The sequence below is a fragment of the Erythrobacter sp. CCH5-A1 genome (genome assembly GCF_001557115.1).
Classification (GTDB): domain Bacteria; phylum Pseudomonadota; class Alphaproteobacteria; order Sphingomonadales; family Sphingomonadaceae; genus Erythrobacter.
In genome coordinates this window covers 1-21,550 of record NZ_LSKQ01000015.1, presented here as the reverse complement: position 1 = coordinate 21,550, position 21,550 = coordinate 1, and the positions used below count along the sequence as shown (strand labels likewise).

General features: G+C 69.5%; 24 protein-coding genes and 1 pseudogene. 6 read left to right on the top strand and 19 right to left on the bottom strand.

Going from position 1 to position 21,550, the window contains the following annotated elements; genetic code table 11:
- The 5 genes and pseudogenes from AX708_RS01005 to AX708_RS00985 form a co-directional block, all read right to left on the bottom strand.
- Positions 1-376, bottom strand: a pseudogene (locus tag AX708_RS01005) (hypothetical protein); the annotation flags it as partial.
- The gene (gene fliG / locus AX708_RS01000) at positions 360-1,400 is read right to left on the bottom strand and encodes a flagellar motor switch protein FliG (RefSeq protein WP_082745733.1); all 1,041 of its coding nucleotides are present in this window, start codon (positions 1,398-1,400) and stop codon (positions 360-362) included. The gene fliG and the pseudogene AX708_RS01005, both read right to left, overlap by 17 nt.
- Positions 1,400-3,097: a flagellar basal-body MS-ring/collar protein FliF gene (fliF, locus tag AX708_RS00995; protein ID WP_066533116.1), complete on the bottom strand. Its 1,698-nt coding sequence runs from the start codon at positions 3,095-3,097 to the stop codon at positions 1,400-1,402. The genes fliG and fliF overlap by 1 nt, the downstream gene beginning before the upstream one ends.
- Before the next feature lie 3 nt (positions 3,098-3,100).
- Complete coding sequence (fliE, locus tag AX708_RS00990; RefSeq protein ID WP_066533120.1) at positions 3,101-3,463, bottom strand: flagellar hook-basal body complex protein FliE; 363 nt, start codon at positions 3,461-3,463, stop codon at positions 3,101-3,103.
- The gene (locus tag AX708_RS00985) at positions 3,460-4,641 is read right to left on the bottom strand and encodes a sigma-54 interaction domain-containing protein (protein WP_369815576.1); all 1,182 of its coding nucleotides are present in this window, start codon (positions 4,639-4,641) and stop codon (positions 3,460-3,462) included. Before AX708_RS00985 ends, fliE begins: the two co-directional genes overlap by 4 nt.
- Positions 4,642-5,075: 434 nt before the next feature.
- Between AX708_RS00985 and AX708_RS00980 the strand changes: the two genes are divergently transcribed.
- Entirely contained in the window at positions 5,076-5,900 is an 825-nt protein-coding gene (locus AX708_RS00980; protein ID WP_066533123.1) for a flagellin, read from the top strand.
- 202 nt (positions 5,901-6,102) lie between these two features.
- Positions 6,103-8,181 (top strand): TonB-dependent siderophore receptor, encoded by a 2,079-nt coding sequence (locus AX708_RS00975; RefSeq protein ID WP_197426302.1) that lies wholly within the window; start codon positions 6,103-6,105, stop codon positions 8,179-8,181.
- A 29-nt stretch (positions 8,182-8,210) separates the two neighbouring features.
- On the opposite strand, the gene AX708_RS00970 is transcribed toward AX708_RS00975, so the two are convergent.
- Genes AX708_RS00970 through flgB form a run of 13 tightly spaced genes read right to left on the bottom strand, consistent with a single transcriptional unit; the run spans position 8,211 to position 17,928 of the window.
- Positions 8,211-9,122, bottom strand: coding sequence for a flagellar motor protein MotB (locus tag AX708_RS00970; RefSeq protein ID WP_066533124.1), 912 nt, complete (start codon positions 9,120-9,122; stop codon positions 8,211-8,213).
- 1 nt (position 9,123) lies between these two features.
- Entirely contained in the window at positions 9,124-9,987 is an 864-nt protein-coding gene (gene motA / locus AX708_RS00965; RefSeq protein ID WP_066533125.1) for a flagellar motor stator protein MotA, read from the bottom strand.
- Between the two features lie 18 nt (positions 9,988-10,005).
- Positions 10,006-10,926 carry a hypothetical protein gene (locus tag AX708_RS00960; RefSeq protein ID WP_066533128.1) on the bottom strand — a complete coding sequence of 307 codons (921 nt, stop codon included), beginning with the start codon at positions 10,924-10,926 and terminating at the stop codon, positions 10,006-10,008.
- 12 nt (positions 10,927-10,938) lie between these two features.
- Positions 10,939-12,279 carry a flagellar hook-associated protein FlgK gene (gene flgK / locus AX708_RS00955; protein WP_066533129.1) on the bottom strand — a complete coding sequence of 447 codons (1,341 nt, stop codon included), beginning with the start codon at positions 12,277-12,279 and terminating at the stop codon, positions 10,939-10,941.
- Positions 12,279-12,575, bottom strand: a complete 297-nt coding sequence (locus tag AX708_RS00950) for a hypothetical protein (RefSeq protein ID WP_066533130.1) — start codon at positions 12,573-12,575, stop codon at positions 12,279-12,281. The genes flgK and AX708_RS00950 overlap by 1 nt, the downstream gene beginning before the upstream one ends.
- Positions 12,575-13,690, bottom strand: coding sequence for a flagellar basal body P-ring protein FlgI (locus AX708_RS00945; RefSeq protein ID WP_066533131.1), 1,116 nt, complete (start codon positions 13,688-13,690; stop codon positions 12,575-12,577). Before AX708_RS00945 ends, AX708_RS00950 begins: the two co-directional genes overlap by 1 nt.
- Before the next feature lie 14 nt (positions 13,691-13,704).
- Positions 13,705-14,403, bottom strand: a complete 699-nt coding sequence (locus AX708_RS00940) for a flagellar basal body L-ring protein FlgH (RefSeq protein ID WP_066533132.1) — start codon at positions 14,401-14,403, stop codon at positions 13,705-13,707.
- Between the two features lie 8 nt (positions 14,404-14,411).
- On the bottom strand, positions 14,412-15,203 hold the full coding sequence (gene flgG / locus AX708_RS00935) for a flagellar basal-body rod protein FlgG (RefSeq protein WP_066533134.1): 792 nt from the start codon (positions 15,201-15,203) through the stop codon (positions 14,412-14,414).
- A gap of 23 nt (positions 15,204-15,226) precedes the next feature.
- Positions 15,227-15,985, bottom strand: a complete 759-nt coding sequence (locus tag AX708_RS00930; protein ID WP_066533136.1) for a flagellar basal body rod protein FlgF — start codon at positions 15,983-15,985, stop codon at positions 15,227-15,229.
- Between the two features lie 2 nt (positions 15,986-15,987).
- On the bottom strand, positions 15,988-16,800 hold the full coding sequence (locus AX708_RS00925) for a flagellar hook-basal body complex protein (RefSeq protein ID WP_066533137.1): 813 nt from the start codon (positions 16,798-16,800) through the stop codon (positions 15,988-15,990).
- 32 nt (positions 16,801-16,832) lie between these two features.
- Entirely contained in the window at positions 16,833-17,159 is a 327-nt protein-coding gene (locus AX708_RS00920) for a flagellar hook capping FlgD N-terminal domain-containing protein (protein WP_066533138.1), read from the bottom strand.
- Complete coding sequence (flgC, locus tag AX708_RS00915) at positions 17,159-17,569, bottom strand: flagellar basal body rod protein FlgC (RefSeq protein ID WP_066533139.1); 411 nt, start codon at positions 17,567-17,569, stop codon at positions 17,159-17,161. Before flgC ends, AX708_RS00920 begins: the two co-directional genes overlap by 1 nt.
- Positions 17,570-17,574: 5 nt before the next feature.
- The gene (gene flgB / locus AX708_RS00910) at positions 17,575-17,928 is read right to left on the bottom strand and encodes a flagellar basal body rod protein FlgB (protein ID WP_066533141.1); all 354 of its coding nucleotides are present in this window, start codon (positions 17,926-17,928) and stop codon (positions 17,575-17,577) included.
- A gap of 247 nt (positions 17,929-18,175) precedes the next feature.
- Here flgB and AX708_RS00905 point away from each other — a divergent pair, with 247 nt between their 5' ends.
- Together AX708_RS00905 and AX708_RS00900 are read left to right on the top strand one after the other, a co-directional pair.
- A complete protein-coding gene (locus AX708_RS00905) occupies positions 18,176-18,838 on the top strand; it encodes a MotA/TolQ/ExbB proton channel family protein (RefSeq protein ID WP_197426303.1) in 663 nt (220 codons plus the stop codon).
- Positions 18,835-19,326, top strand: coding sequence for a hypothetical protein (locus AX708_RS00900; protein WP_156443530.1), 492 nt, complete (start codon positions 18,835-18,837; stop codon positions 19,324-19,326). The genes AX708_RS00905 and AX708_RS00900 overlap by 4 nt, the downstream gene beginning before the upstream one ends.
- 9 nt (positions 19,327-19,335) lie before the next feature.
- Here the strand turns inward: AX708_RS00900 and AX708_RS00895 are convergent, their stop codons facing one another.
- Positions 19,336-20,403 carry a GGDEF domain-containing protein gene (locus AX708_RS00895; RefSeq protein WP_066533150.1) on the bottom strand — a complete coding sequence of 356 codons (1,068 nt, stop codon included), beginning with the start codon at positions 20,401-20,403 and terminating at the stop codon, positions 19,336-19,338.
- 160 nt (positions 20,404-20,563) lie between these two features.
- Between AX708_RS00895 and AX708_RS00890 the strand changes: the two genes are divergently transcribed.
- The gene (locus AX708_RS00890; RefSeq protein ID WP_197426304.1) at positions 20,564-21,118 is read left to right on the top strand and encodes a flagella basal body P-ring formation protein FlgA; all 555 of its coding nucleotides are present in this window, start codon (positions 20,564-20,566) and stop codon (positions 21,116-21,118) included.
- A gap of 79 nt (positions 21,119-21,197) precedes the next feature.
- Entirely contained in the window at positions 21,198-21,497 is a 300-nt protein-coding gene (flgM, locus tag AX708_RS00885) for a flagellar biosynthesis anti-sigma factor FlgM (RefSeq protein WP_066533151.1), read from the top strand.
- Positions 21,498-21,550 lie beyond the last annotated feature (53 nt).

Sequence of the window (21,550 nt, the reverse complement as noted above, 5' to 3'; positions counted from 1 at the left end):
GCGGCCACAGTGGAGGCACTGTGCGCAGGGCTTCTGGGCGAGGCAGCGCGCGGAAGCTCAGCCGCAAGGCCCGCTGGCGGCGTTCGAGCGCCGCGCCGTCGGCTTCGGCAGCGGCGCGCCCCGCAGCAAGGCCATCGGCATAGGCCCGCGCGAGCGCCTCGGCATGGGGATCGGGCGGGGGCGCCTCGGGCTCGGGTTCCGGTTCGGGCGGCGGCGGGGCAGGTTCCCGGGGGGCGCCGAACAGCGGTGCCTCGCGGAAGCCCGCTACCTCGCCCCCACCCATAAGTGCCAGCCAGCCGGGTCCGGCCTCATCGACCAGAGCATCGGCATCGGGCTCGGCCGCGAGGGCCCCGAGCCAATCAGACAAATTCGCCATTGCCGCTCCCGATCACGATCTCGCCCGCATCGGCGAGCCCGCGGGCGATCTCGACAATCGCCTTCTGCGCCGCCAGGACATCGCTCTTGGCGAGGCGCCCGCGCAGGTCGATCTCGTCGCGCACGCCGTCGGCCGCGCGGCTCGACATCGCCGCGAAGAAGGGCGCGCGGTCGGGCTCCTTGAGGCCCTTCAAGGCATCCACCAGCTTCTCGTTGTCGACATCGCGCAGCAGCCTGCCCATCGACATCGGATCGAGCGCGAACAGCATCTCGAAGGTGAACAGCTCCTCCTCGATCTTTTCGGCCAGCGGCGCATCGCGCTCGGCAATCGCGGGCAGCACGGTGTTGCGCAGCTCGCCTGCGGCAAGGTTGATGAGGTTCGCCGCATCGCGCGGCCCGCCCAGCATCAGCGCCGCAGTGCCATAGGTGGCGGAAATGCGCTGGGTCAGCAGCGTGTCGATGGTGGCAATCGCGGTCGCGGAGATCGCGCCGCTCTTCGCCACGCGCTCGACCACCAGCGTCTGGAGTTCGAGCGGCAGCATCGCCAGCACCTCGGCGGCAGGCTCGGGCTCGATCAGCAGCAGCAGTGCGGCGATCACCTGGGGGTGTTCGTCAAGGATCAGCCGCACCAGCACGCCGGGCGCGAGCCACTTGGCGAGTTCGAGGCTGCGCGGGGCGGCCTCGGGCTCGATCCGCTGCATCATGCTTTCCGCGCGCGCGGGGCCCAAGGCCTTGTCGAGCAGGGTGCGCACCCGATCATTGCGGCCGCGCATCGGCAGCAGCTCGCGCGCCGCCTCGCCCGCGAAATCGGCGAGGGCTTCGGCCATGTGCGGCTGTTCGATCTCGCCCAGCGCCATCATCGCTGCGCCCAGCTTTTCGAGTTCGGCGGGGGAGAGGCGCGAGAGAAGCCCAGTCGCCTCCTCGTCGCCGAGCAGCATCAGGAACACCGCGGCGCGATCGACGCGGCTGAGCAGCGCGGGCGGGGGGCCGGGGGGAAGGCCGGTGGCGAAATCTTCCTCGGGCATCAGGCCGCCTCCGCCCGGTCTTCGCGGGGATCGGGCGCTTCGAGCATCCGCTGGAGCGCCTCGACCGCGCGTTCGGGCTGCTGCGCCGCGAGCCGCCGCGCGAGTTCGACCTGGCGCGGGAGATCGTCAAGCGGGACGCCGCTCTCGGTGGTGCCGAGCGGGGTGTTGTCCCCTACCGCCGCGGCGCCCTCGCCGTCCGCCCCAAGCGCGAGCGCATCGCCTTGGGCCGCAGCGGAATCGGCGGCCTCGCCCGTGCTCTTGCCCTTGCCCTTGGTGTCGCCGCCGCGCAGCTTGCCGATCAGCGGCTTGACCGCGAGCAGCAGCACCAGCAGCACCGCGATCAGCGCGGTGCCATAGCGCACCAGCATCGCGAACCACGGCTCCTCGTAGAAGGCGGGGGGCGCGAGATCGGCAGGCTCGAACTTGCTGGCGACGACCTGGACCGTATCGCCGCGCTGGGTGTTGGCGCCCACCGCCGCGCTGACCAGCGCCTGCAACTGCTGGCGGGTCATGGGGGCGGCGGCCTTGAGCGCCTTGTCGCTTACCGCAACCGCGACCGAAAGCTTCTTCAATGCCCCCGGGCCCGCGGTGGTGACGGCGACCTCGCGGCCCAGTTCATAGGCGCGGTCGGTTGCGGTTTCGGTGCTGGTGGCGGGCTGCGCGGGCTGGGTCGGCTGCGGCGGGCCGTTGACGAGCTGCGCCTGCGGGGGCGGGGTGTTGGCCGGCACGCCGGGCACGCCGCCGGCGGGCGTCCCCCCGGTGCTCTGCGCGTTGCGCTCGCTCTCGGTGCGGACCACGCCTTCCTTTTCGTAGGTCTCGCGCGCGGTGGTGACTTCGGTCTTTTCCAGCTCGACCTGCACCTGGGCGCTGAAATTACCCTCGCCCAGCAGGGGCAGCAGCAGCGCATCGAGCTGTTCGCGCAGCTTCATCTCGTGCTCGCGCTGGAGATCGAGGCCCTCGCCGGTCCGGTTCTTCGGATCGGACAGCAGCCGCCCGTTCTGGTCGACCACGCGCACCGCATCCGGGCTCATCCCCGGCACGCTGGCGGCGACGAGGTTGACGATCGCGCCGACCTGATCGGGGCTGAGACTGCGCCCGCTCACCAGCCGCACCATCACCGATGCCGACGGCGCATTGTTCTCGCGCACGAAGACCGATTTCTCGGGGGTGGCCAAGTGGACGCGCACGCTCTCGATCCCGTCGATCTCCTTGATCGTCAGCATCAGCTCGCGTTCGCGCGCCAAGCGCAGGCGTTCGCCCTCCAGCGTGCGCGAAGTGCCCAGCGGCATCGCGTCGAGCATCGCCTCGGCCCCTTCGGGCGCGGCGATCCCGGCGTTGCTCGCGACCAGCATCTTGGCACGGTAGACGTCGTTCTCCGACACCTTGATCGCGCCGGTGGCGTTGTCGATCGAATAGGCGATCCCGCCGCCTTCGAGCGTTTCGACCACCTTGGCACGCTCGGCATCGGTCAGGCTGGTGTAGAGCACGCGGTCCGCGCCCGAGGAGATCGCCATCCACAAGCCGGCGGCGGCCGCAACCGCGCCGAGCGCACCGAGGGCCGGCAGCGCGCGGGCGAGCGCGGGCTGGCTGACGAAGCCCTGCACCGGGGCGGGCAGCATGGCGCGCCAGCCCGTCGGGGCGGGGGGCGCAGCGGGCAGACCCGGCGGATCGGCGGGGACAGGAAGCGCGTCGGCCATCTATCAGCCCCCCATCCGCATGATGTCTTGATAGGCGTTGAGCAGCTTGTTGCGGACCTGCAAGGTGGCCTCGAAGGCGACCCCCGCTTCCTGCCGGGCGAGCATCACCTGCGCGATGTCGGTCACCTGGCCGCGCTCGTAGGCGACCTGCATCTGGCTCGAATGCTCCTGCACCGCGCTCACCTGCTTCAACGCGTTGTGGAGCGTATCGGCAAAGCCCGCGCCCGGTGCCCGGCCGGGCATGGCAAGCGCGCTGCCCGCCTCGCTTGCCGCGCGCACATCGCGCAAGGCGGCGCTGCGGGCGAGCACCTGGCTGCGCAACGCCATCACGTCCTCGACGCCGAAGCCGACCCTGAGAGCGCTCATGCCGCACCTCCCGCAGCGATCAGCCCCGCGCCGCGCATCGAGGCGAGGCGGTAGCGCAGGGTGCGTTCGGAGATGCCCAGCGTGCGTGCGGTCGCGGCGCGGTTGCCGCCGTTGCTGGCGAGGGTTTCGAGGATCGCCCGCGCCTCCGAGGCGAAGGCGACGTCGGAGAGCGAGCGCGGAGCGGCGGTGCGGGCCAGCGCGGGCGCGCGCTCGGTCACGCCGCCAGCGGCAATCGGGCGCACCGCGGTGTCGAAGACGATGTGTTCGGGCCCGATCACCGCAGCGTTGCCCGCGAGCAGGATCGCGCGGCGGATGACGTTCTCGAGCTCGCGGACATTGCCGGGCCAGGGGTGGGCCTCGAGCACGGCGAGCGCTTGCGGAGACAGCCAGCCGGGCTGGCCCGGCGCGCCCGTTGCCGACTTGGGCGCGTGGCGTAGCAGCATCGCGAAGGCGAGCGGGGCGATGTCGCCCGGACGGTCGCGCAGCGCGGGGAGCGCCAAGGGAAAGACATTGAGGCGGTAGAGCAGGTCCTCGCGGAAGCGCCCGGCCTCGACCTCGGCAGCCAGGTGCCGGTTGGTCGCGGCGACCACCCGGACATCGACCTTGAGCGGCCTGGTCGCGCCCAAAGGCAGCACCTCGCCCTCCTGCAGCGCGCGCAGCATCTTCGATTGCAGCGCCAGCGGGAGCTCGCCGACCTCGTCGAGCAGCAGCGTGCCGCCATCGGCCGCGCGGAACAGGCCCTCGCCCGCTTCCGCCGCGCCGGTGAAGGCGCCTTTCCTGTGGCCGAACAGCAGCGCCTCGAGCATGGCTTCGGGCATGGCGGCGCAGTTGACCGCGACAAACGGGCCTTCCGCGCGCGCGGAAAGACGGTGGACGAAGCGCGCGAGCACTTCCTTGCCGGTCCCCGTCGGCCCTTCGAGGAGCACCGGAATGTCGCTCGCGGCGATGCGCTCGGCGAGTGTCAGCAGCGCCAGTGACTGCGGATCGCCGGCGACCGGCCAGCCGCCCTGCGCGGAAGCGGCGATCAGCGCCGCGCGGGCCTCGGCGAGCATGGCCGGGTCATAGGCAAGCGCAATGCGGCCCGTTCCCGCGAGCGTGAGCGCAGGGGTTGCGGAATGCGTGAGAGCGATGGCGATCTTGCCGCCGCGCGCGATCCCTGCGGCCATCGCGGGGGGCATCGCGTCGCCCAGCACGATCCGGTCGCGCTGCCAGCTGCCGCCCATCAGCGGCACGGTCATGCCGATCAGGACATCGTGCAGCGCGCGCTCGCTGTCCGCTGGCGCGGTCACGCTGCCGTGCGAGGCAATTGCCGGTCGAATCATCGGTTCCCCTGTGGTCTGCCCCGGAGTGGTCATGTTCCGGGCTCGGCAAAGCTCTGCCGCATACAGGCTGGACACAGGGCAAATTTAAGCCCCCGTAGCTTCCCCTAGGCGGCCTGCGAGCAACACCTAGGCGCGGCCATCCCCCACCATCGCCCGGCCGCGCCAGCCCGGATCATCATTCTGTTTTAGCGAGGAAATTTTTTGCGCTTAAACATCCCCGAAGCCGGCCGCTCTTAGGGCCAGCAGCGACGGGCCTGTTCGTCCTGCCTGACCATTCGGGAGTTTGAACAATGAACGTAGTGAACACCAACATCTCGGCCCTGCGCGCCACCAACGCCAGCGTTGCCGCCGGCAAGATGCTCGGCACCTCGATGGAGCGCCTGTCGAGCGGCAAGCGCATCAACAGCGCCGCCGATGACGCCGCCGGCCTCGCGATTTCCGCCTCCTTCACCTCGCAGATCCGCGGCATGGCCCAAGGTATCCGCAACGCCAACGACGGCATCAGCCTCGCGCAGACTGCGGAAGGCGCGCTCGACGAAGTCACCAACATGCTCCAGCGGATGCGCGAGCTGACCGTGCAGCGCTCGAACGGCACCTATTCGACCACCGACGTCGCGAACATCGACTCGGAGCGTGACGCGCTGGCCTCGCAGATCAACTCGGTGATCGAGAACACCACCTTCAACGGCATCAACCTGTTCTCGACCGCGACCAACGACATCGACATTCAGGCGGGCGCTGAAGCGGTCGACGCGGTCACGCTGACCCTGCCCGAACTGGATGTCGCCGGCGGCGATCTGGCCGGTGTCGTGACCTTCGGCGCCACCCCGGCGGCGGTCGCCGGTGCCTCGCTCGACGACTACGACACCGCCATCGGTGCGGTCACCACCGCGCGCGCCGATCTGGGTGCGTTCCAGAACCGTCTGCAGTCGGCGGTGAACAACCTTACCAACGTCTCGACCAACCTGACCGACGCCCGTTCGCGGATCATGGACACCGACTACTCGCAGGAAACCACCGCGCTCGCCAAGGCCCAGATCCTCGGCCAGGCCTCGACCGCGATGCTCGCCCAGGCGAACCAGTCGCAGCAGAACGTGCTGTCGCTGCTCCGCTAATCCCCTCGGTCCCGTGTGCCGCCGCTTTTCCCCTGAAGCGGCGGCCCGATATGAGCCCGGAGCCTTCACAAGGCTCCGGGCTTCTTTTTTCGTGCCCGGGCGCGCGCCGCGCGCATCGGCAAATCATTCGCAATCAGTAGTTGCAAGCCATTCTCATTAACAGTAAGCCCGCCCGCGATCCAACCCGCGCCAAAGGCCCGTCATGAAAACAATCCTCCTCGCTTCCGTCGCCGTCCTCGCAGTGCCCGGCATGGCCCATGCCGCGGAAGCCGAAAGTGCGGAAGGTGGCGAAATCATCGTCATCGGCAAGGCCGACGGCTACCTTGCGACCGATTCGGTGACCGCGACCAAGACCGACACGCCGCTGCTCGACGTCCCCCAGACCATTTCTGTGGTCACCCGCGAGCGGCTCGACGACCAGGCCAGCCGTAGCATCGCCGATGTGCTGCGCTATGTGCCGGGCACGACCGTCGGCCAGGGCGAAGGCAACCGCGACCAGATCACCCTGCGCGGCCAGAACACCACCGCCGATTTCTTCCTCGACGGGGTGCGCGACGACGTCCAGTATTTCCGCAGCCTCTACAACATCGAGCGGGTCGAGGTGCTCAAAGGGCCCTTCGCCCTGATCTTCGGCCGCGGCGGGAGCGGCGGGATCATCAACCGGGTGCAGAAGACGCCTTCGACCGATGCCCTCGCGGCCAGCGCAACGGGCAGCGTCAACACCTTCGGCGCATGGGACGTGGCGGCCGACATCAACGCACCGCTCGGCGAGAAGGCGGCATTCCGCATCAACGCCGTCTACGAGAATCTCGACAATCACCGCGATTTCTTCGGCGGCGAACGCTACGCGATTAACCCCTACCTCGCCGTCGATCTCGGCGGGGGCTGGAAGGCGGGCCTGTCCTATGAATATGTGCATGACGACCGCGTCGCCGATCGCGGCGTGCCCTCGATCGCCACGGCTGCGGGGCAGCCCAACCGCCCGATCGAAGGCTATCGCGACACCTTCTTCGGCGTGCCGGGGGTCAACCGCACCGGGCTCGAGGCGCATATCCTCAAGGCGCGGCTCGACGGCGATCTGGCGGACAATCTCAACTGGTCGACGACGCTGCTCTATGGCGATTACGACAAGTTCTACGACAACGTCTTCGCCAATGGCGCGGCCACGGGCCAGACCGGAACCGTGGCGCTGGCGGACTACACCGATCCCACAACCCGGCAGAACTTCATCGCCCAGACCAACCTCGTCTGGGATGTCGATATCGGCGCGGTCACCAACAAGATCCTGATGGGCCTTGAATATGCCGATCAGGATTCGACCAACCAGCGCCGCGACCTGATCCTGTCGAGCAACACGCTCGATCTGGCCAACATCGTCTATCCGACCGCGACTCCGGGCGCGCTTCAGCGGGACACGGCATCGAAGGTCAAGGTCTTCTCGGCCTATGTGCAGGACCAGATCGGGCTCGGGCGGCATGTCGATCTGGTGGTCGGGCTGCGGTATGATCGCTTCGAGATCGACGGCATCGACCGGATCGGCACGCCGCGCCCCTTCGCGCGCACCGACGAGCGCGTCTCGCCGCGCATCGGGGTGATTATCAAGCCGCAGGACAATATCTCGCTCTACACCAGCTACAGCCAGTCGTTCCTGCCGCGCTCGGGCGACCAGTTCCTGACGCTCAGCACCACCCAGCAGAACCTCGCCCCGGAACGCTTCACCAATTATGAAGTCGGCGCCAAGTGGGATATCCGCCCCGATCTCAACGCCACGGTTGCGCTGTTCCGGCTCGACCGGACCAACGCGACCACGCCGGACCCCAATAACGTCACGGCCACCATCAACATCGGCGCGACGCGTACCGAAGGGGTGGAACTGGCGCTGACCGGGCGCATCACGCCCGACTGGCAGGTGAGCGGCGCCTACACCTATCAGGACGCCCGATTGAACGGCAATGATGCCGTGGCCCTTGCGCAAGTGCCCGAACACCAGTTCGCCCTGTGGAACCGCTACGAGGCGACCCGCAAGCTTGGGCTCGGCCTTGGCGTCATCCACCAGTCGAGCCAGTTCGCCGCGATCCGCACGGCGCCGACCACCACCCGCCTGCCCGCCTTCACCCGCGTCGATGCGGCGGTGTTCTTCAAGGCCAGCGACAGGCTCGAGCTCCAGCTCAACGTCGAGAACCTGCTCGACGAGACCTATTTCTCGGACGCGCACAACAACAACAACATCTCGACCGGCGCGCCGATCAATGCGCGCCTCACGGCACGCGTGGCCTTCTAAGGCCTGCTGCGGGGGGGTGAGCGCCGCCGTTACTTGGCGCCCTTGGCCTTCGCCTGCGGCGGCGAGGGGCGCTCGGGCCCGGCCACGGCCGCGCCGCGCCGTTCGAGCAGCAGCAGCGAGATGCGGCGGTTCCTCGGATCGGCCGGATCGTCGGCGACGAGGGGTTCGGTGTCGGCCACGCCCTCGATCCGGGCGAAGCGGGTCTGCGTCACCCCGCCCAGCACCAGCGCCTGGCGGGTCGCCTCGGCGCGTCCGGCGGAAAGCGACCAGTTGTTGGTCTTCACCCCGCCGCGCCACGGCAGCGAATCGGTGTGACCGCGCACGATCAGCGGGGCCATCTCGTCCTTCAGGGTCTCGCTCATCACCGCGAGCAGCTCGCGCGCGGGCTTGGTGAGAATCGTGGTGCCGAGTTCGAACATCGAGAAGTTGGCATCGTCCATTAGATCGATGCGGATACCTTCGGGCGAGCGCATCACCCTCACCTGCCGCGCAAGCTGCTTCGTCTGGCGGCGCTGGGCGAGTTTCTTGGTGATCTTTTCCTGAAGTTCCTGAAGCTTGCGGGCTTCCGAATCGTTACCCTTGCCCGTCGAAGTCGGTCCGCCGGTGGCATCGCGCGGGATCGTGATGGTGCGCGATCCGGTCTGGCCCTGGCGGTTGGGGTAGTTGTCGGGATCGGTGAGCGAGGCGCCGCCCAACAGCCCGTTGCTGCCGGCGCTTTCCTTGCGCAGCTTGACCAGCGTCGGGGTGAAATAGTCGGCGATGCCCTTGCGCTGCTTTTCCTCCGTGGCGCCCAGCAGCCACAGCAGCAGGAAGAAGGCCATCATCGCGGTCACGAAGTCGGCATAGGCGACCTTCCACGCCCCGCCGTGGTGACCGCCTTCGACGATGGTCACCTTCTTGACGATGATGGGTGCCGGAACGGCTCCGCCTGCGTCCGCCACCTCAGCGGCCCCGCATCATGTCGAGCAGATCGGTCAGCTTCGGGCGGTGCGCCGGGGGCAGGCCCGAGCGCGCGGCCTCGAGCACCAGCGGCTGCGGATAGCCGTGGAGGCTGGCGATGATCACCTGCTTGATCGAGTGGAAGATCTGCTGGTCGTGGGTGTTGATCTGCTTGAGCCGCGCGCCGATCGGCCCGGCAAGGCCATAGGCGAGCAGCACGCCGAGGAAGGTCCCCACCAGCGCCGAACCGATCATCTTGCCGAGCACCGCCGGGGGCTGGTCGATCGCGCCCATGGTCTTGATGATCCCGAGCACCGCCGCCACGATCCCGAGCGCCGGCAGCGCGTCGGCGAGCGACTGGATCATGTGCTGCGGCTCGTCCATCTCGTGCATCTGGGTCTTGATCGAACTGTCGATGATGTCCTCGACCGCGTGGGTATCGAGCGTGCCCGAGGAGACCACCATCAGCGTCAGGGGATCGCAGATCATCGCGGTGACCACCGGATCGGCCTGAAGGCGCGGATATTCGGAGAACAGGGTGGAGGAACCAGGCTCGGTGACATGGCTTTCAAGCGCCACCGCGCCTTCCGAGCGCAGCAGCTTCATCAGCTTTGAGGTCAGCGCGATCGCGTCGATATGGTCCTGGTCGTTGTATTTGGGGCCCTTGAACACCCGCCCGAAGCCGGCGCCCAGGAGCTTGATCTCGTGCATCGAGTTGCCGATCAGCGTCGCGCCGGTCGCGGCGCCGCCGATCATCATGAATTCGAGGGGGAGCGCGGCGAGCACCGGGCCCATGGCGCCCCCGGCGAGGATGAACCCGCCGAACACCATGGCCAGCAGAACGACAATGCCGATGGCAGCAAACACGACCCTGGACTCCCTGGTTTAGCGCAGCGCGTCGAACAGCGTCAGCGAGCTGACGCGGGCGAAGGCGGACTGGCTCGCCTCGAGTGCGGTCAGCGATTGCTGGAGCCGCGCGATGGCATCGGCGACATCGGTATCGCCCACGCGGCTGCGGCGCTCGGCGAGCGCGATCTTGCGATTGGCCTGCTGCTCCTCGACCTGCTCGACCCACGCCATGCGGGTGCCGAGAATGGTGGTCGCGCGGTTAGTGGTATCGAGCGCGGCGTCGATCCCCGCAAGCGAGGCATTGGCCGCCGCGACCGGATCGCCCGCCCCGCCCTGCAAGGCCGTGGTGAGCGCGCCGAGCACTGCAAAGGCGCTCGAGGGCGTGCCGCCGAGATCGAATTCGAACACCTCGCTCCCCGGCAGCCCGCGCTCGATCGCGGTGCCCGGCGCGACCGGCACCGCGCCGCTTTCGGGGGTGCCGGCATAGGTGACATTGCCCGCCGCATCGCGGGTGAAGGCGGTGCCGGTCGATTGGCCCGCGAACAGCGGCTCGCCGGTCAGCGAGACGGCGTTGGAGCGGCTGAACAATTCCTGCTGGAGCTGCTCGAGCTCAAAGGCGATCGCGCGGCGGCCATCGGCGCCGGTGGTGGTGCTGGCCGCCTGCACGGCGAGTTCGCGCGCGCGCTGGAGCAATTCGGTCACCGCCTGCACCTCGTTCGCCGCCGCGCCCAGATCCTGCCCGAGCCGCGCGGCGTTGTCGCCCTCGACCTCGGCCAGCGCCTCGCGCCGCGAGACGCTGCGCAGCTGCGCGGCCACGGCCGGGTCCTGCGAACCGCGCTCGATCTTGCGCCCCGTCGCGATCTGCGTGCGGGTGCGCTCGATCCCGGCGCGCAGCTCCGCCATCTGGGCGAGCGAGCGGTTGAAATAGGAACCGGCGGAATTGGTGATCGAACCCATGGCGCGTGCTCCTTACCTGAGGCCCAGAACCGTATCGAACAGCTCGGCAGCGACCTGGATCACGCGGCTGTTGGCCTCGAAAGCCTGTTGCAGCCGGACGAGATTGGCCGCCTCGGTGTCGAGATCGACGCCGGTCTCGCGCAGCAGCTCTGCCTCGGCGCTGGCGGCGACGACGGCGAGGCCGTCCTTGCGGGTCTCGAGCGCGGAGACGCGGCTGGAAAGGCCGAGCAGCAGCGAATCCGTGCCGGTGATCGGCCCGCTTGTGTCGCCCAGCGCAGTGATCAGCGCAGCGAGGTTGGTCGTGTCGCGGCTTCCGGCAGGCGCGCCGGCAGGGGCGGTCGCAAGCCCATCGGCGCTGGCGAGCACCATGGTGATGCTGCCTGCGCCCGTGCCCGCGAAGAAGGCCGGGCCGGGATTGCCATCGAGCCCGACACCATTGCCCTGCGCGGTGTTCGACAGAGTGATCGCCGAGACCGCGAGGCCATCGAGGCTCGCCTGAAGGTCGGCCATTTCGGCCAGTGCGTTCGCCCTGCCGGTCATTGCTCCGCCTGCCGGAACGAAGGGCGTGCCGCCGAGAGTAAAGCTCACGGTGCCGTCCGCCGCGAAGGTGGTCGACAGCGTCTGTGCCGCGCCGCCCGTCACCAGCGCGAGCGGCGGGGTGCCGTTCAGCACCACATCGGCGGTGCCGTTGGCGTTGATGGTCGGCGAAATGCCGAACTCCTTGGCGAGATTCCGCAGCGCCTTGTCGCGCGCATCGAGCAGCGCCGCGCGCCCCGCTGTGCCCTCGCGCGATCCGACGAGGTCGGCGTTGATCTTGGCCAGCTCGCCCGCGACCTCGTTGACGGTCAGCGTCTTGGCGCTGGTCTCGGCCTGCACCAGATTGCGGGCATTGGCGAGGGTGCCGTTGGCGATTCGGAAATTGCCCGCCATCTTGCGCCCGGCTTCCAGCGCGGAGAGGCGCAGCGCAGGCTCGGTCGGGTTGTTCTGGAGCCGGGTGAGCGCCGCCTCGAAATCGACGAGGCCGGTATAGACGCCCGAGGTTTCGAGCGCGCTTTCGGCCTCCTTCATCGCGAGGAATTCCGCATCGGCCGCAGCCTGCGCCGAGGACGAATCGCGCGCCTGGCGCTGCACCAGCGCGCTTTCTGCGCGCTCGATGATCCCCGGCTTGACCCCGCCCAGCGAATCCTGCGCGTTGTTGCCGATATTGCCGGTCATCACCAGCTCGCCCTGCGTCAGGGTGCGGCGCGAATAGTCGGCGTTCTCGGCATTCGCGACGTTCTGCGCCGTCAGCTCGAGGCTGCGGCGGGTCGCGGTGAGCCCCGAGCGGGCAATGGTGAAAATCGCGGTCGGCATCAGCTGTCACCTTTGGCAGGGAGGTATTGCGCGAGGCTCGCCTCGATACTGCGGGCAAACCCGAAGGCGCCCGCTTTTGCGGCGATGTCGGCGAAGTGCTCGTCGCGCATCGCCTCGAACTGCTTGAGCCCGCCGCCGGTGAGCGGGGTTTCCTCCGAGAAGCTGGCGGCGCGCGCGGTTTCGAGCATCTTGCGCACCATGATCGCCTCGAAGCCTTCGGCGGCCTTGCGCAGCTCGACCTGTTCGGGCGTCAGCGTGGCGGCAGCAGCGCGGGCGGGGTTGACGGGCCCGATCATCACAGCACCACCATTTCGGCTTGCAGGCTGCCGGCCTGCTTCAGGCTTTCGAGGATCACCACGAGGTCCGCCGCGCCCACGCCCAGCAGATTCAGCGCGTCGACGATCTCGTTGAGCGAAGCCGCGCCCGGGACATAGGCGACCCGGCTCGATTGCTCCTCGATGCTGATATCGGAGGCTTGTTCGACCGCGGTCTGGCCCTGGCTGAAGGGCGCGGGCTGGACCACGGTGGGGTTCTCGTCGATCCGGATCACCAGCTTGCCGTGGCTCACCGCGGCAGGCGCGAGGCGCACCGCATCGTTGATCACCACGGTTCCCGTCCGGCTGTTGACGATCACTTTCGCCGCGACCGGCGCGGGCGTGACGGGGAGCATCTCGATCTCGGCCATCAGCCCCGAGCGCGCGTCATTACCCTGCGGCAGCGCGAGCGCGATCGAGACGCCGTCGGCGATGGTGGCGATGCCCGGATAGCGCGCATTGATCGCATCGCGCACGCGCGCGGCGGTGAGGAAATCGGCCTTGTGGAGGTTGAACTTCAAGGCGGGCGCGGTGTCGAAGCCGGTGGCGACCGCACGCTCCACAGTCGCCCCGTCGGCGATCCGGCCAACGGTCGCGACATTGACGCTGACCTGCGAGCCGTCCCGCCCCGAAACCCCCAGCCCGCCGACCGCGACATTGCCCTGCGCCATCGCATAGATCTGCCCGTCCGCGCCATAGAGCGGGGTCAGCACCAGCGCGCCCCCGCGCAAGGACGACGCCTGCCCGAGGGTCGAGACGGTGATGTCGATCCGCTGCCCCGGCTTGGCGAAGGCGGGCAGCTCGGCGGTGACGATCACCGCAGCCGCGTTGCGCAGCGTCGGGCTCACCCCCGGCGGGAGCGGCAGGCCGAGCCGGCCCGAGACCCCGCGCATCGCCTCGGTGGTATAGGCGAGGTTGTTGTCCCCCGTGCCCGCGAGGCCGACGACGATGCCGTAGCCCGTCAGCTGGTTCGCGCGCAGCCCCTCGAACTGGCCGAGATCGCGGATGCGCTCGGCCTTGGCGGGCAGCGGGATCTGCCCGGCGACAAGCGCGATCAGGAGATAGAGGATCGGCGCGAGGATGCGGATGCGGTTCATGGCGGCAAGCTCCCTCAGAACGGCGAGATCATGTTGAAGAAGCGGCTGAGCCAGCCCGGGCGGCTCGCCTGCTGGACGGCGCCCTTGCCCGAATAGATGATCCGGGCATTGGCGACCTGCGAGGAGGCGAGGCGGTTGTCGCCGTCGATATCGACCAGCCGGATGCGGCCGGCGAATTGCACCCACTCGTCGCCCTGGCTGAACATCATCTGCTTTTCTCCGACCACTTCGGCGGTCCCGTTGGGGTAGATCGCGGCGATGGTGACAGCGACGGCGCCGTTGAGGCGGCTCTGCTGTCCGGCATTGCCCGATCCGGTGAACGACCCTTCGGCCGCAGCTTTAAGGGCTTCGGGGTCGAGGAAATCGAGCGGGCCCTTGGTCGGCGGGGTGATGCCGAGGCTGCCTTCGCGGCTGGTCTTGCCGGTGGTGCTCTTGGAGGTGGCGGTGGCTTCGGTGAGGATGATCGTCACCATGTCGCCGAGCTGGCGGGCGCGGGTGCCGGTGACCAGGCCCGAATAGCCGTTCGAACTCTGGAAGATCGCCCCGGCGCTCGCCGGCTGCGGCACGGGCATTCCGCCGTCTTGCGGCGCAGCGGTCAGCGGCGCCCCCGGCGGCGGGGGCGCAGTGAAGCCGGCTTGCGGCCCCTTGCCCCCCAGCCCGCCGCAGGCGGCAAGCAGCAGCGGCGCGGCCAGGATTATGAATCGACCCTCCATCACCGGCCTCACAGCGTCTGGTTGGCGTTGCGCAGCATCTCGTCGACCGCGCTCACCATCTTGGAATTGATCTCATAGGCGCGCTGGGTCTCGATCATCTCGACCAGCTCCTCGACGACGTTGACGTTGGACGCCTCGAGCATCCCCTGCCGGATCTGCCCCCGCCCGTTCTCGCCGGCAAAGCCGACTTCGGCCGGGCCGCTCGCGGCGGTCTCGACGAGGAAGTTGTCGCCGATATTGCGCAGGCCCGCCGGGTTGAGGAAGCTCGCGACCGAAAGCTGGCCGATCAGCGTTGCCTCGGCATTGCCGGGCGTGATCGCGCTTACCGTCCCGTCAGGCGCGATGGTCACCGACTGCGCGCCCGCCGGGATCTGGATCGGCGGCTGCAAGGCATAGCCCTGCGAGGTGATCAGCGTGCCGTCGTTCGACAGGGTGAAGTTGCCCGCGCGGGTATAGCCCGGCTGGCCGCCGCCCGGCAGCTCGACCTGGAAGAACCCGTCGCCGTCCAAGGCGATGTCGAGGCTGTTGCCGGTGGGGTTCATGTTCCCCTGCGTCTGGATCCGGGTCGTCCCCTGGATCTGCACCCCCGTGCCCAGGTTGAGCCCGACCGCAAAGGCGGTCTGCCCGGTCGAGGGCTGGCCGGCGCTGCGCTGCTCCTGATAGGCGAGCGTCGCGAAGTCGACCCGGTCGCGCTTGAAGCCGGTGGTGCCGATATTGGCGAGGTTGTTGGCGATGACGCGCATCCGCGCATCCTGGGCCTCGAGGCCGGTGCGCGCGACGTGAAGGGCGGAAGTGGGCATGGGTCAGGTCTCCGTTGTATTGATCAGCGCAGGCTCAGGAGCGCGCTGCCGCTCTGGTCGAGCTCGCCGGCGGTGGCGATGATCTTGGCGCGCTGTTCGAAGGCGCGCTGCGCCTCGATCATCTGCACCAGCGTGTCGGCGGTCTCGACATTGGACATTTCGAGCGCGGCCGGGGTGAGGCGCGCGGTGAGGTCGGGGGGGAGGACCCCGGTGCCCCCGTTGGCGGCGGGCACCTTCAGAAAGCCGTCGATCCCCTTGGCAAGCGGGCTGCCTTCGGGATTGACCAGCCGGATGCGCCCGATCGCTTCGGGCGGTGCGTTGCCCGCAGCCGGATCGCCCGCCAGCACCGTGCCGTCGGCCGCGATGTTCAGGGTGAATCCCGGCGGCACGGTGATCGGCGTGCCGGTCTCGCCCAGCACGGCAAGCCCCTCGCCATTCTCGAGCACGCCGGTCGCGCCCACGCGCAGATCGCCGCGCCGCGAATAGACCTCGCCCTGACGGTCGGGGGACTGGAACGCGATCAGAGCCTGCCCCTCAAGCGCGACGTCGAGCGCATTGCCGGTCGGCACCACGCGGCCCGTGCGCATGTCCGCGCCGCGAACATTGCCGCGTGCGGGCGCGCGGGCTTCCAACGAGCCGTCGCGCAGCACGGCCGGGGTGACCGCGAAGATCTCCTGGCGAAAGCCCGGAGTCGAGGCGTTGGCGAGGTTGTTCGCCACCACCCGCTGCCGGTCCATCGCCGCGTTCATCGCGGTCATGGCGGTGTAGATCAGCCGGTCCATTTTTAGGTCCGCAGGTTCAGCACGGTCTGGGAGATCTGCGTGGCGGTATCGATCGCGCGGGCATTGGCCTGGAAATTGCGCTGCGCGGTGAGCAGCGAGATCATCTCTTCGGCCAGTTCCACGTTCGAACGTTCGAGCGCGCCGCTGATCATCTCGCCATAGGTGCCGATGCCCGGGTTGCCGAACACCGCCGCGCCGCTCTCGCCAGTCGCCTGCCACTTGGTCTGCCCCGCCTGACGCAGCCCGTTGGGCGCGGCGAAGGTGGCGAGCGCGACCTGCCCGACCGGTTCGCTGCTGCCATCGGCGAACGCGGCGATGATGATCCCGCGGTTGTTGATCGTGACGTTGGCGAGCGTCACCCCGGCCGCGTTGGTGATCGGCACCGCGACATCGGCGGGGGTCGTCGAGGTCGGGTTGCCCGCGGCATCGACCGGATAGGCCTGCAGCCGGTTGCCCCAGGTGTCTTCGAGTTCGCCCGCCGCGGTCAGGCGGAAATTGCCGTTGCGGGTGTAGCTGACATCGCCCGAGAAGGGGTTGGCGAGCGCGAAGAACCCGTCGCCGTCGATCGCGAGGTCGAGCGCGCGGCCGGTCTGTTCGAGCGGGCCGAGCACGAAGTCCTGCGTGATCCCGGCGATGGTCGCGCCGATGCCCGGGCTGCGGCGCGGATCGGTGGCCGAACCGGTCGCGACGAGATCGGCAAACTGCACCGAGCTTTTCTTGAAGCCCACGGTTTCGGCGTTGGCGATGTTGTGGGCGATGACCTTGAGGTCGGTCTCGGCATTCTTGAGGCCGGACAGCGAGGTGAAGAACGACATGGGGCTTTGATCCTCTGGTTAGGGGGAAGGGGTCAGGAGGCGGGGGTCGCAGCGGGCCGCGCGGCGGCCTCTTGGGCGGCGATCAGGCGGTCGAGCTTGGCGGCGATGTCCTCGAGCGTCGCACCGCTCTCGGTAGTGGCGGCGAGCGCGGAGAACTGCGCCATCTGGGCGAGCATGTCCTGGTTGTCGGTCGGCTCGAGCGGGTCCTGATAGGTCAGCTGGGTGGTCAGCAGCCGGATGAAATCGCCGCCGTCGAGCGAGCCCAAGCCGCCGCCCTTCAAGGTCGAGGGCTTGTTCAATCGGTCGAGCGTCGCCTGCGCGGCGGGGGTCAGGCTGGTGGTGTTGGTGGTGGTGGTCATCACTGGCTCCTCAGGGTTTCGAGCATCAGCTGCTTGGCGGTCTGCAATGCCTGCACGAGGTTCTGGTACTGGCGCGAGGCGTCCATGATCTCGACCATCTCGGCGGTCTCATCGACGGGGGCTTCGAACACGTCGCCATTGGCATCGGCGAGCGGGTGCGAGGGGTCGTGGCGCTTGGTCGGCGCGGTCTCGGCGCGCACGAGGCCGCTGGTGGTGACCCCGGCGAGGCCCGAGGCCTTGTCGAGTTCCACCGCGAACACCGCGCGGATCGGGCGATAGGCGCCGTCCTCGGTGGAAGAGACCGAACCGGCATTGGCGAGGTTCGAGGTCGCCGCGTTCATCCGCACCATCTGTGCGCTCATCGCGCGGGTGGTGAGGCTGAACAGGGTCATGGGGGAGCGATCGGGCATCGGCCTCACTCGCCCTTCAGCGCGCGGGTGATGGTGTTGACCTTCCCCTGCACGAAGCTGAGTGTCGCCGAATAGGCCACGGCGTTCTCGGCGAAGGCGACCTGTTCGCGGTTCAGCTCGACCGTGTTGCCGTCCATCGAGGGCATGGTCGGCTGGCGATAGAGCAGCTGCGCCTCGCTGCCGATCACCGCCGCGCCGCGCGCCTTGGCGAGTCGGGCATCGAGCGCGGCGTTGAAATCGATGTCGCGCGCCTTGTAGCCGGGGGTCGCGGCATTGGCGATGTTCGACGCGATCACGCCCATGCGCTGCGACCGCAGGGTCAGCGCGGCGCCGTGGATACCGAAAAGTCGCTCGCTCACGGTGGGAGCCTCCTTGGGTGGGGACGGGACATGCCCGCGGGTTCGCCGGCGGTTCAGCAGGAAGCGTGCCAAACCGGGTGCGGGAGGCGATGCGGCTACGCGCCGGAGCGCTGGCGGCAGGCTTTTGCCGCATCCTGCGCAGCCTCAGGGCAAACCCCTGCCGCAGCCGCGCCGCGCTTAATCGGGGGCGCGCCCTGCCGTTCTCCCGCCTGTTGCCAACCGGAGGGATCCCGCAATGCTGCCCACGATGTCGTCGCTCTTCGATCCTGCCGCGCTGGGCATCGTGATCACGGGCACGCTGGTCGCGACGCTGGCGCGCTGCGGCTGGCTCGATTTCCGCGAAGCCCTTGCGTCGGCCGCGCTGCTGGTACGCGGAGGCTTCCGGCCCGAAGCCAACCGCAAGGCGCTGGCGCAGGCAGCGAGCGCGATCCAGCGCGACGGCCCGCGCCGGGCCGATCCGCCGCTGCCGCCCGACCCGGCGCTCGCCACGCTGGTCGCGTCCTATCTGCGCCACGGCGCGCTCGATACGCTGGCGGGCCTGCGCCGCGCCGATCGCGCGATCGAGGAGGCGCGCCGCTATGCCGCAGCGCATGTGTTCACCTGTGCAGGCGAGCTCGCGCCGGTATGGGGCCTGATCGGCACCCTCTACGGCTTCACCCAGCTCACCCCCGATCCGGCCGCCACCACCACGGTGACGATCATGGGCGCGGTCTCGACCGCCGTGCTGACCTCGCTTTACGGCGCGCTCATCGCGCACCTCGTGTGCTTTCCGCTGGCGAGCGCGATCGAGCGCCGGGGCCTTGCCGAGGAAGCCGCGCGCGAGGCGCTGGCCGACTGGTTCATCGCGCAGGCTGGGGGTGCGGACGCCGCCGCCCGTGCGCGCCGCGCGCACCTGCGGGGTGTCGCATGAACCGCACTGCCGCGCACCACGGTGCGGGGGGATCGCGGGCAGGTCATGGCTGGCAGATGATCCTCGCCGACCTCGCGCTGATCCTGTTCCTGCTGACCCTCTCCGCCCTGCCCGCCGCAGAGGCCGAGACCGGCCGCCAGCTCGCCGCGCGCGCGGTGCAGGAGAAGGCCGCGCGCGAGGAGGACGCCCGGCCCAGGGCGAGGGCCGAGATCGCCGCCGCGCAGGCCCTGTTCCGCCCCGTGGCGGGCGGCCCGAGCCTCGGCGCGTGGCTCAAGTCCCAGCCCGGCGACCCGCGCACGACGCTGACGATTTTTGCCATCCACCCGCCCGGCGGCGAGGCGGCTGCCTTCGCCCGCGCCGAGGCGCTCGCCGCCGAGGCGCGCGCGGCAGGGGCGCGGGTGCGCACGATCATCGCCGCCGGCGCCGAAACGGAAATCTACGCCAGCCTCGCCTATGATGCCGAGGTCACCGACCTCGCGGTGAAATAGGGCTGGAAGCTAGCCCAGCTCGATCCGGTTGCGGCCCTGCTGCTTGGCGCGGTAGAGCGCCGCATCGGCGCGGGCGAGCGCGCTGCGGGTGTCGGCGTCGTCGGTGACTTCGGCGACCCCGCCCGAGAAGGTGATCTTGCCGAACGGCAGGCCGGTATCGCGGTTCATCAGCACCCGCGCCCCCAGTGCGCGGCGGATCGCATCGAGCCGCGCCTTGGCCGCCTCCTTGCCGACCCCGGCGAACAGCAGCACGAATTCCTCGCCGCCGTGGCGCGCGGTGAAGCAGGCCTCGCCCGCCATGTCGGCAAAGCTCGCCGCCAGCGCGCACAGCACGCGGTCGCCCGCAGCATGGCCGTGGCGGTCGTTGACCTGCTTGAAATGGTCGACGTCGCAAAAGGCGATGGTGAGCGGCGTTCCGGCCGCGCGGGCCGCAATCGCGGCGTTCGCCAGCTGCCGTTCGAAGGCGCGGCGGTTGGGCAGGCGGGTCAAGTGATCGACATCCGCCTCGGTGCGCGCCTGGGCGAGATTGTCGCGCAGCCGGTCGATCTCGAGCTCGCTGCGGGCCATCGCCGCCTCGACCTCCTCGATCCGCGCCAGCATCGCGCGCGAGAGGTCGATCACCTGGGTGAGTTCGGCGGGCGCGCCGAGCGCCTCGACCTGCGCGCCAATGGCGCCGCGATGGTCATGCGTCTCGCTCTGCGCATCACGGGCGGTCTCGGCAAAGCGCTCGAGCGTGTATTCGAGCTTTTCGGAGAGCATTTCGAGCGCGGCGATATGGGTGTGCCCGTCGGGATCGAGCCGGGTCAGCGTGTCGAGCCAGCGCTGGTCGATCGGCTCCCCGCTCGCCTCGCGCCGCACCAGCGCGGCGGCGAGTTCAGGCTGCGAGCCTGACAGCGCGCCGCACACGGTCGCCATGTTGGCGGCGGTCACTTCGAGATCGTGGCGGATGAAGAATTCGGTGATGCGCGCCAGCAGCGCGCGCCGCGCCTCTGCCGCGCGGGGGGCGGCATGCTGCGCGAGGCCGCCAGCCTTGGCGCGGGCACGGGCGGCACGGGAGAAACCGGAAGGGAGTGGCATGGCGGGCGGGTCGCGACGTTCGTTGTTGGGCTTTGCTCCGGGCTTAGCGGCTTATGCTTAAGTGCCCGCCCGGCGGCTCTTGGGGAGATTACCTAGGGGGCGCTTGGCATGGCCCTTGCTGTCTGGGCGCCGTAGAACGCTTGCGACGAGCACGAGGATCATGATGCCACCGAGGACATTCAAGAACGCACCCATCGGGCGGCGGGCCGTGCTGGCCCTGCCGGTGCTGCTGCTGCTCGGCGCCGGTGCCGGCGCTGCCCAGACCCTTGCGGCCAGCACCGCGCCGGCCGCGATCGACCGGGCGGTGGCCGCTTTCACCGGGGCGGCGATCGGCACCCCGGGCGGCGCGCGCATGGCGAGCGATCCGCGTCTCCAGCTTGCCCCTTGTGGCGGGCCGCTGGCGGTGAGCTGGCACACTCCGGCCAAGAGCGCGGTCGCGGTCGAATGCCCGGGGCCGACGGCGTGGCGCGTGTTCGTTGCCATCACCCCGGCGCAAGGCCCCGCCACCGCCGCGCGCCCGGCCGCCCCTGCGGTCAAGCGCGGCGATGCGATCACCATCCTCGTGCGCGGACGCGGTTTCAGCGTGCAGCAGCCGGGCGAGGCGATGGAAGCGGGGATGGTGGGGGACTGGATCGAGGTGCGCACCAGCCGCAAGGCGCAAGGCCTGCGCGCGCGGATCGAGCGGCCGGGCCTTGCGGTCGTCCCCGCCGGATAAGCTCTTGCGAGCACCCCCTTAAACCTCCCTGCCCTCTGCCGTTCTCGCCCATAGCAACCCCGCACCAAGGATAGAGCCCATGCCTTCCGTCGAACCGAGCAAACTGCCAGCCGTCAGCGCTCCCCGCGCCGTCGCCGCCGGCGAGCGCGCGCAGATCGAAGCGCGGACCGCCTCGGCACCTGCCACCTCCGCCGCGCCGTCCGGCGTCAGCCTTGAAGTCAGCGCACCGATCGATCCGGCCGCCCCGCCGGTCGATGCCGAGCGCGTCCAGGCGATCAAGAGCGCGCTGCGCGATGGCTCCTACCCGCTGGTGCCGACCAAGATCGCCGATGCGATGATCGCCGCGCAGGTCAGCCTCTCGCTCCCCGAAAAGGACTGACCCTGTGGCCGACATCCTCGTCCCCGCCCGCCGCCCCGCTCCCGAGGCCCCGG

Coding starts and splice junctions, on each gene's coding strand:
- fliG (WP_082745733.1), bottom strand. CDS start 1,400: ATGCCCGAGGAAGATTTCGCCACCGGCCTTCCCCCCGGCCCCCCGCCC.
- fliF (WP_066533116.1), bottom strand. CDS start 3,097: ATGGCCGACGCGCTTCCTGTCCCCGCCGATCCGCCGGGTCTGCCCGCT.
- fliE (WP_066533120.1), bottom strand. CDS start 3,463: ATGAGCGCTCTCAGGGTCGGCTTCGGCGTCGAGGACGTGATGGCGTTG.
- AX708_RS00985 (WP_369815576.1), bottom strand. CDS start 4,641: ATGCCCCCCGCGATGGCCGCAGGGATCGCGCGCGGCGGCAAGATCGCC.
- AX708_RS00980 (WP_066533123.1), top strand. CDS start 5,076: ATGAACGTAGTGAACACCAACATCTCGGCCCTGCGCGCCACCAACGCC.
- AX708_RS00975 (WP_197426302.1), top strand. CDS start 6,103: ATGAAAACAATCCTCCTCGCTTCCGTCGCCGTCCTCGCAGTGCCCGGC.
- AX708_RS00960 (WP_066533128.1), bottom strand. CDS start 10,926: ATGGGTTCGATCACCAATTCCGCCGGTTCCTATTTCAACCGCTCGCTC.
- flgK (WP_066533129.1), bottom strand. CDS start 12,279: ATGCCGACCGCGATTTTCACCATTGCCCGCTCGGGGCTCACCGCGACC.
- AX708_RS00950 (WP_066533130.1), bottom strand. CDS start 12,575: ATGATCGGGCCCGTCAACCCCGCCCGCGCTGCTGCCGCCACGCTGACG.
- AX708_RS00945 (WP_066533131.1), bottom strand. CDS start 13,690: ATGAACCGCATCCGCATCCTCGCGCCGATCCTCTATCTCCTGATCGCG.
- AX708_RS00940 (WP_066533132.1), bottom strand. CDS start 14,403: ATGGAGGGTCGATTCATAATCCTGGCCGCGCCGCTGCTGCTTGCCGCC.
- flgG (WP_066533134.1), bottom strand. CDS start 15,203: ATGCCCACTTCCGCCCTTCACGTCGCGCGCACCGGCCTCGAGGCCCAG.
- AX708_RS00930 (WP_066533136.1), bottom strand. CDS start 15,985: ATGGACCGGCTGATCTACACCGCCATGACCGCGATGAACGCGGCGATG.
- AX708_RS00925 (WP_066533137.1), bottom strand. CDS start 16,800: ATGTCGTTCTTCACCTCGCTGTCCGGCCTCAAGAATGCCGAGACCGAC.
- AX708_RS00920 (WP_066533138.1), bottom strand. CDS start 17,159: ATGACCACCACCACCAACACCACCAGCCTGACCCCCGCCGCGCAGGCG.
- flgC (WP_066533139.1), bottom strand. CDS start 17,569: ATGCCCGATCGCTCCCCCATGACCCTGTTCAGCCTCACCACCCGCGCG.
- AX708_RS00905 (WP_197426303.1), top strand. CDS start 18,176: ATGTCGTCGCTCTTCGATCCTGCCGCGCTGGGCATCGTGATCACGGGC.
- AX708_RS00900 (WP_156443530.1), top strand. CDS start 18,835: ATGAACCGCACTGCCGCGCACCACGGTGCGGGGGGATCGCGGGCAGGT.
- AX708_RS00895 (WP_066533150.1), bottom strand. CDS start 20,403: ATGCCACTCCCTTCCGGTTTCTCCCGTGCCGCCCGTGCCCGCGCCAAG.
- AX708_RS00890 (WP_197426304.1), top strand. CDS start 20,564: ATGATGCCACCGAGGACATTCAAGAACGCACCCATCGGGCGGCGGGCC.
- flgM (WP_066533151.1), top strand. CDS start 21,198: ATGCCTTCCGTCGAACCGAGCAAACTGCCAGCCGTCAGCGCTCCCCGC.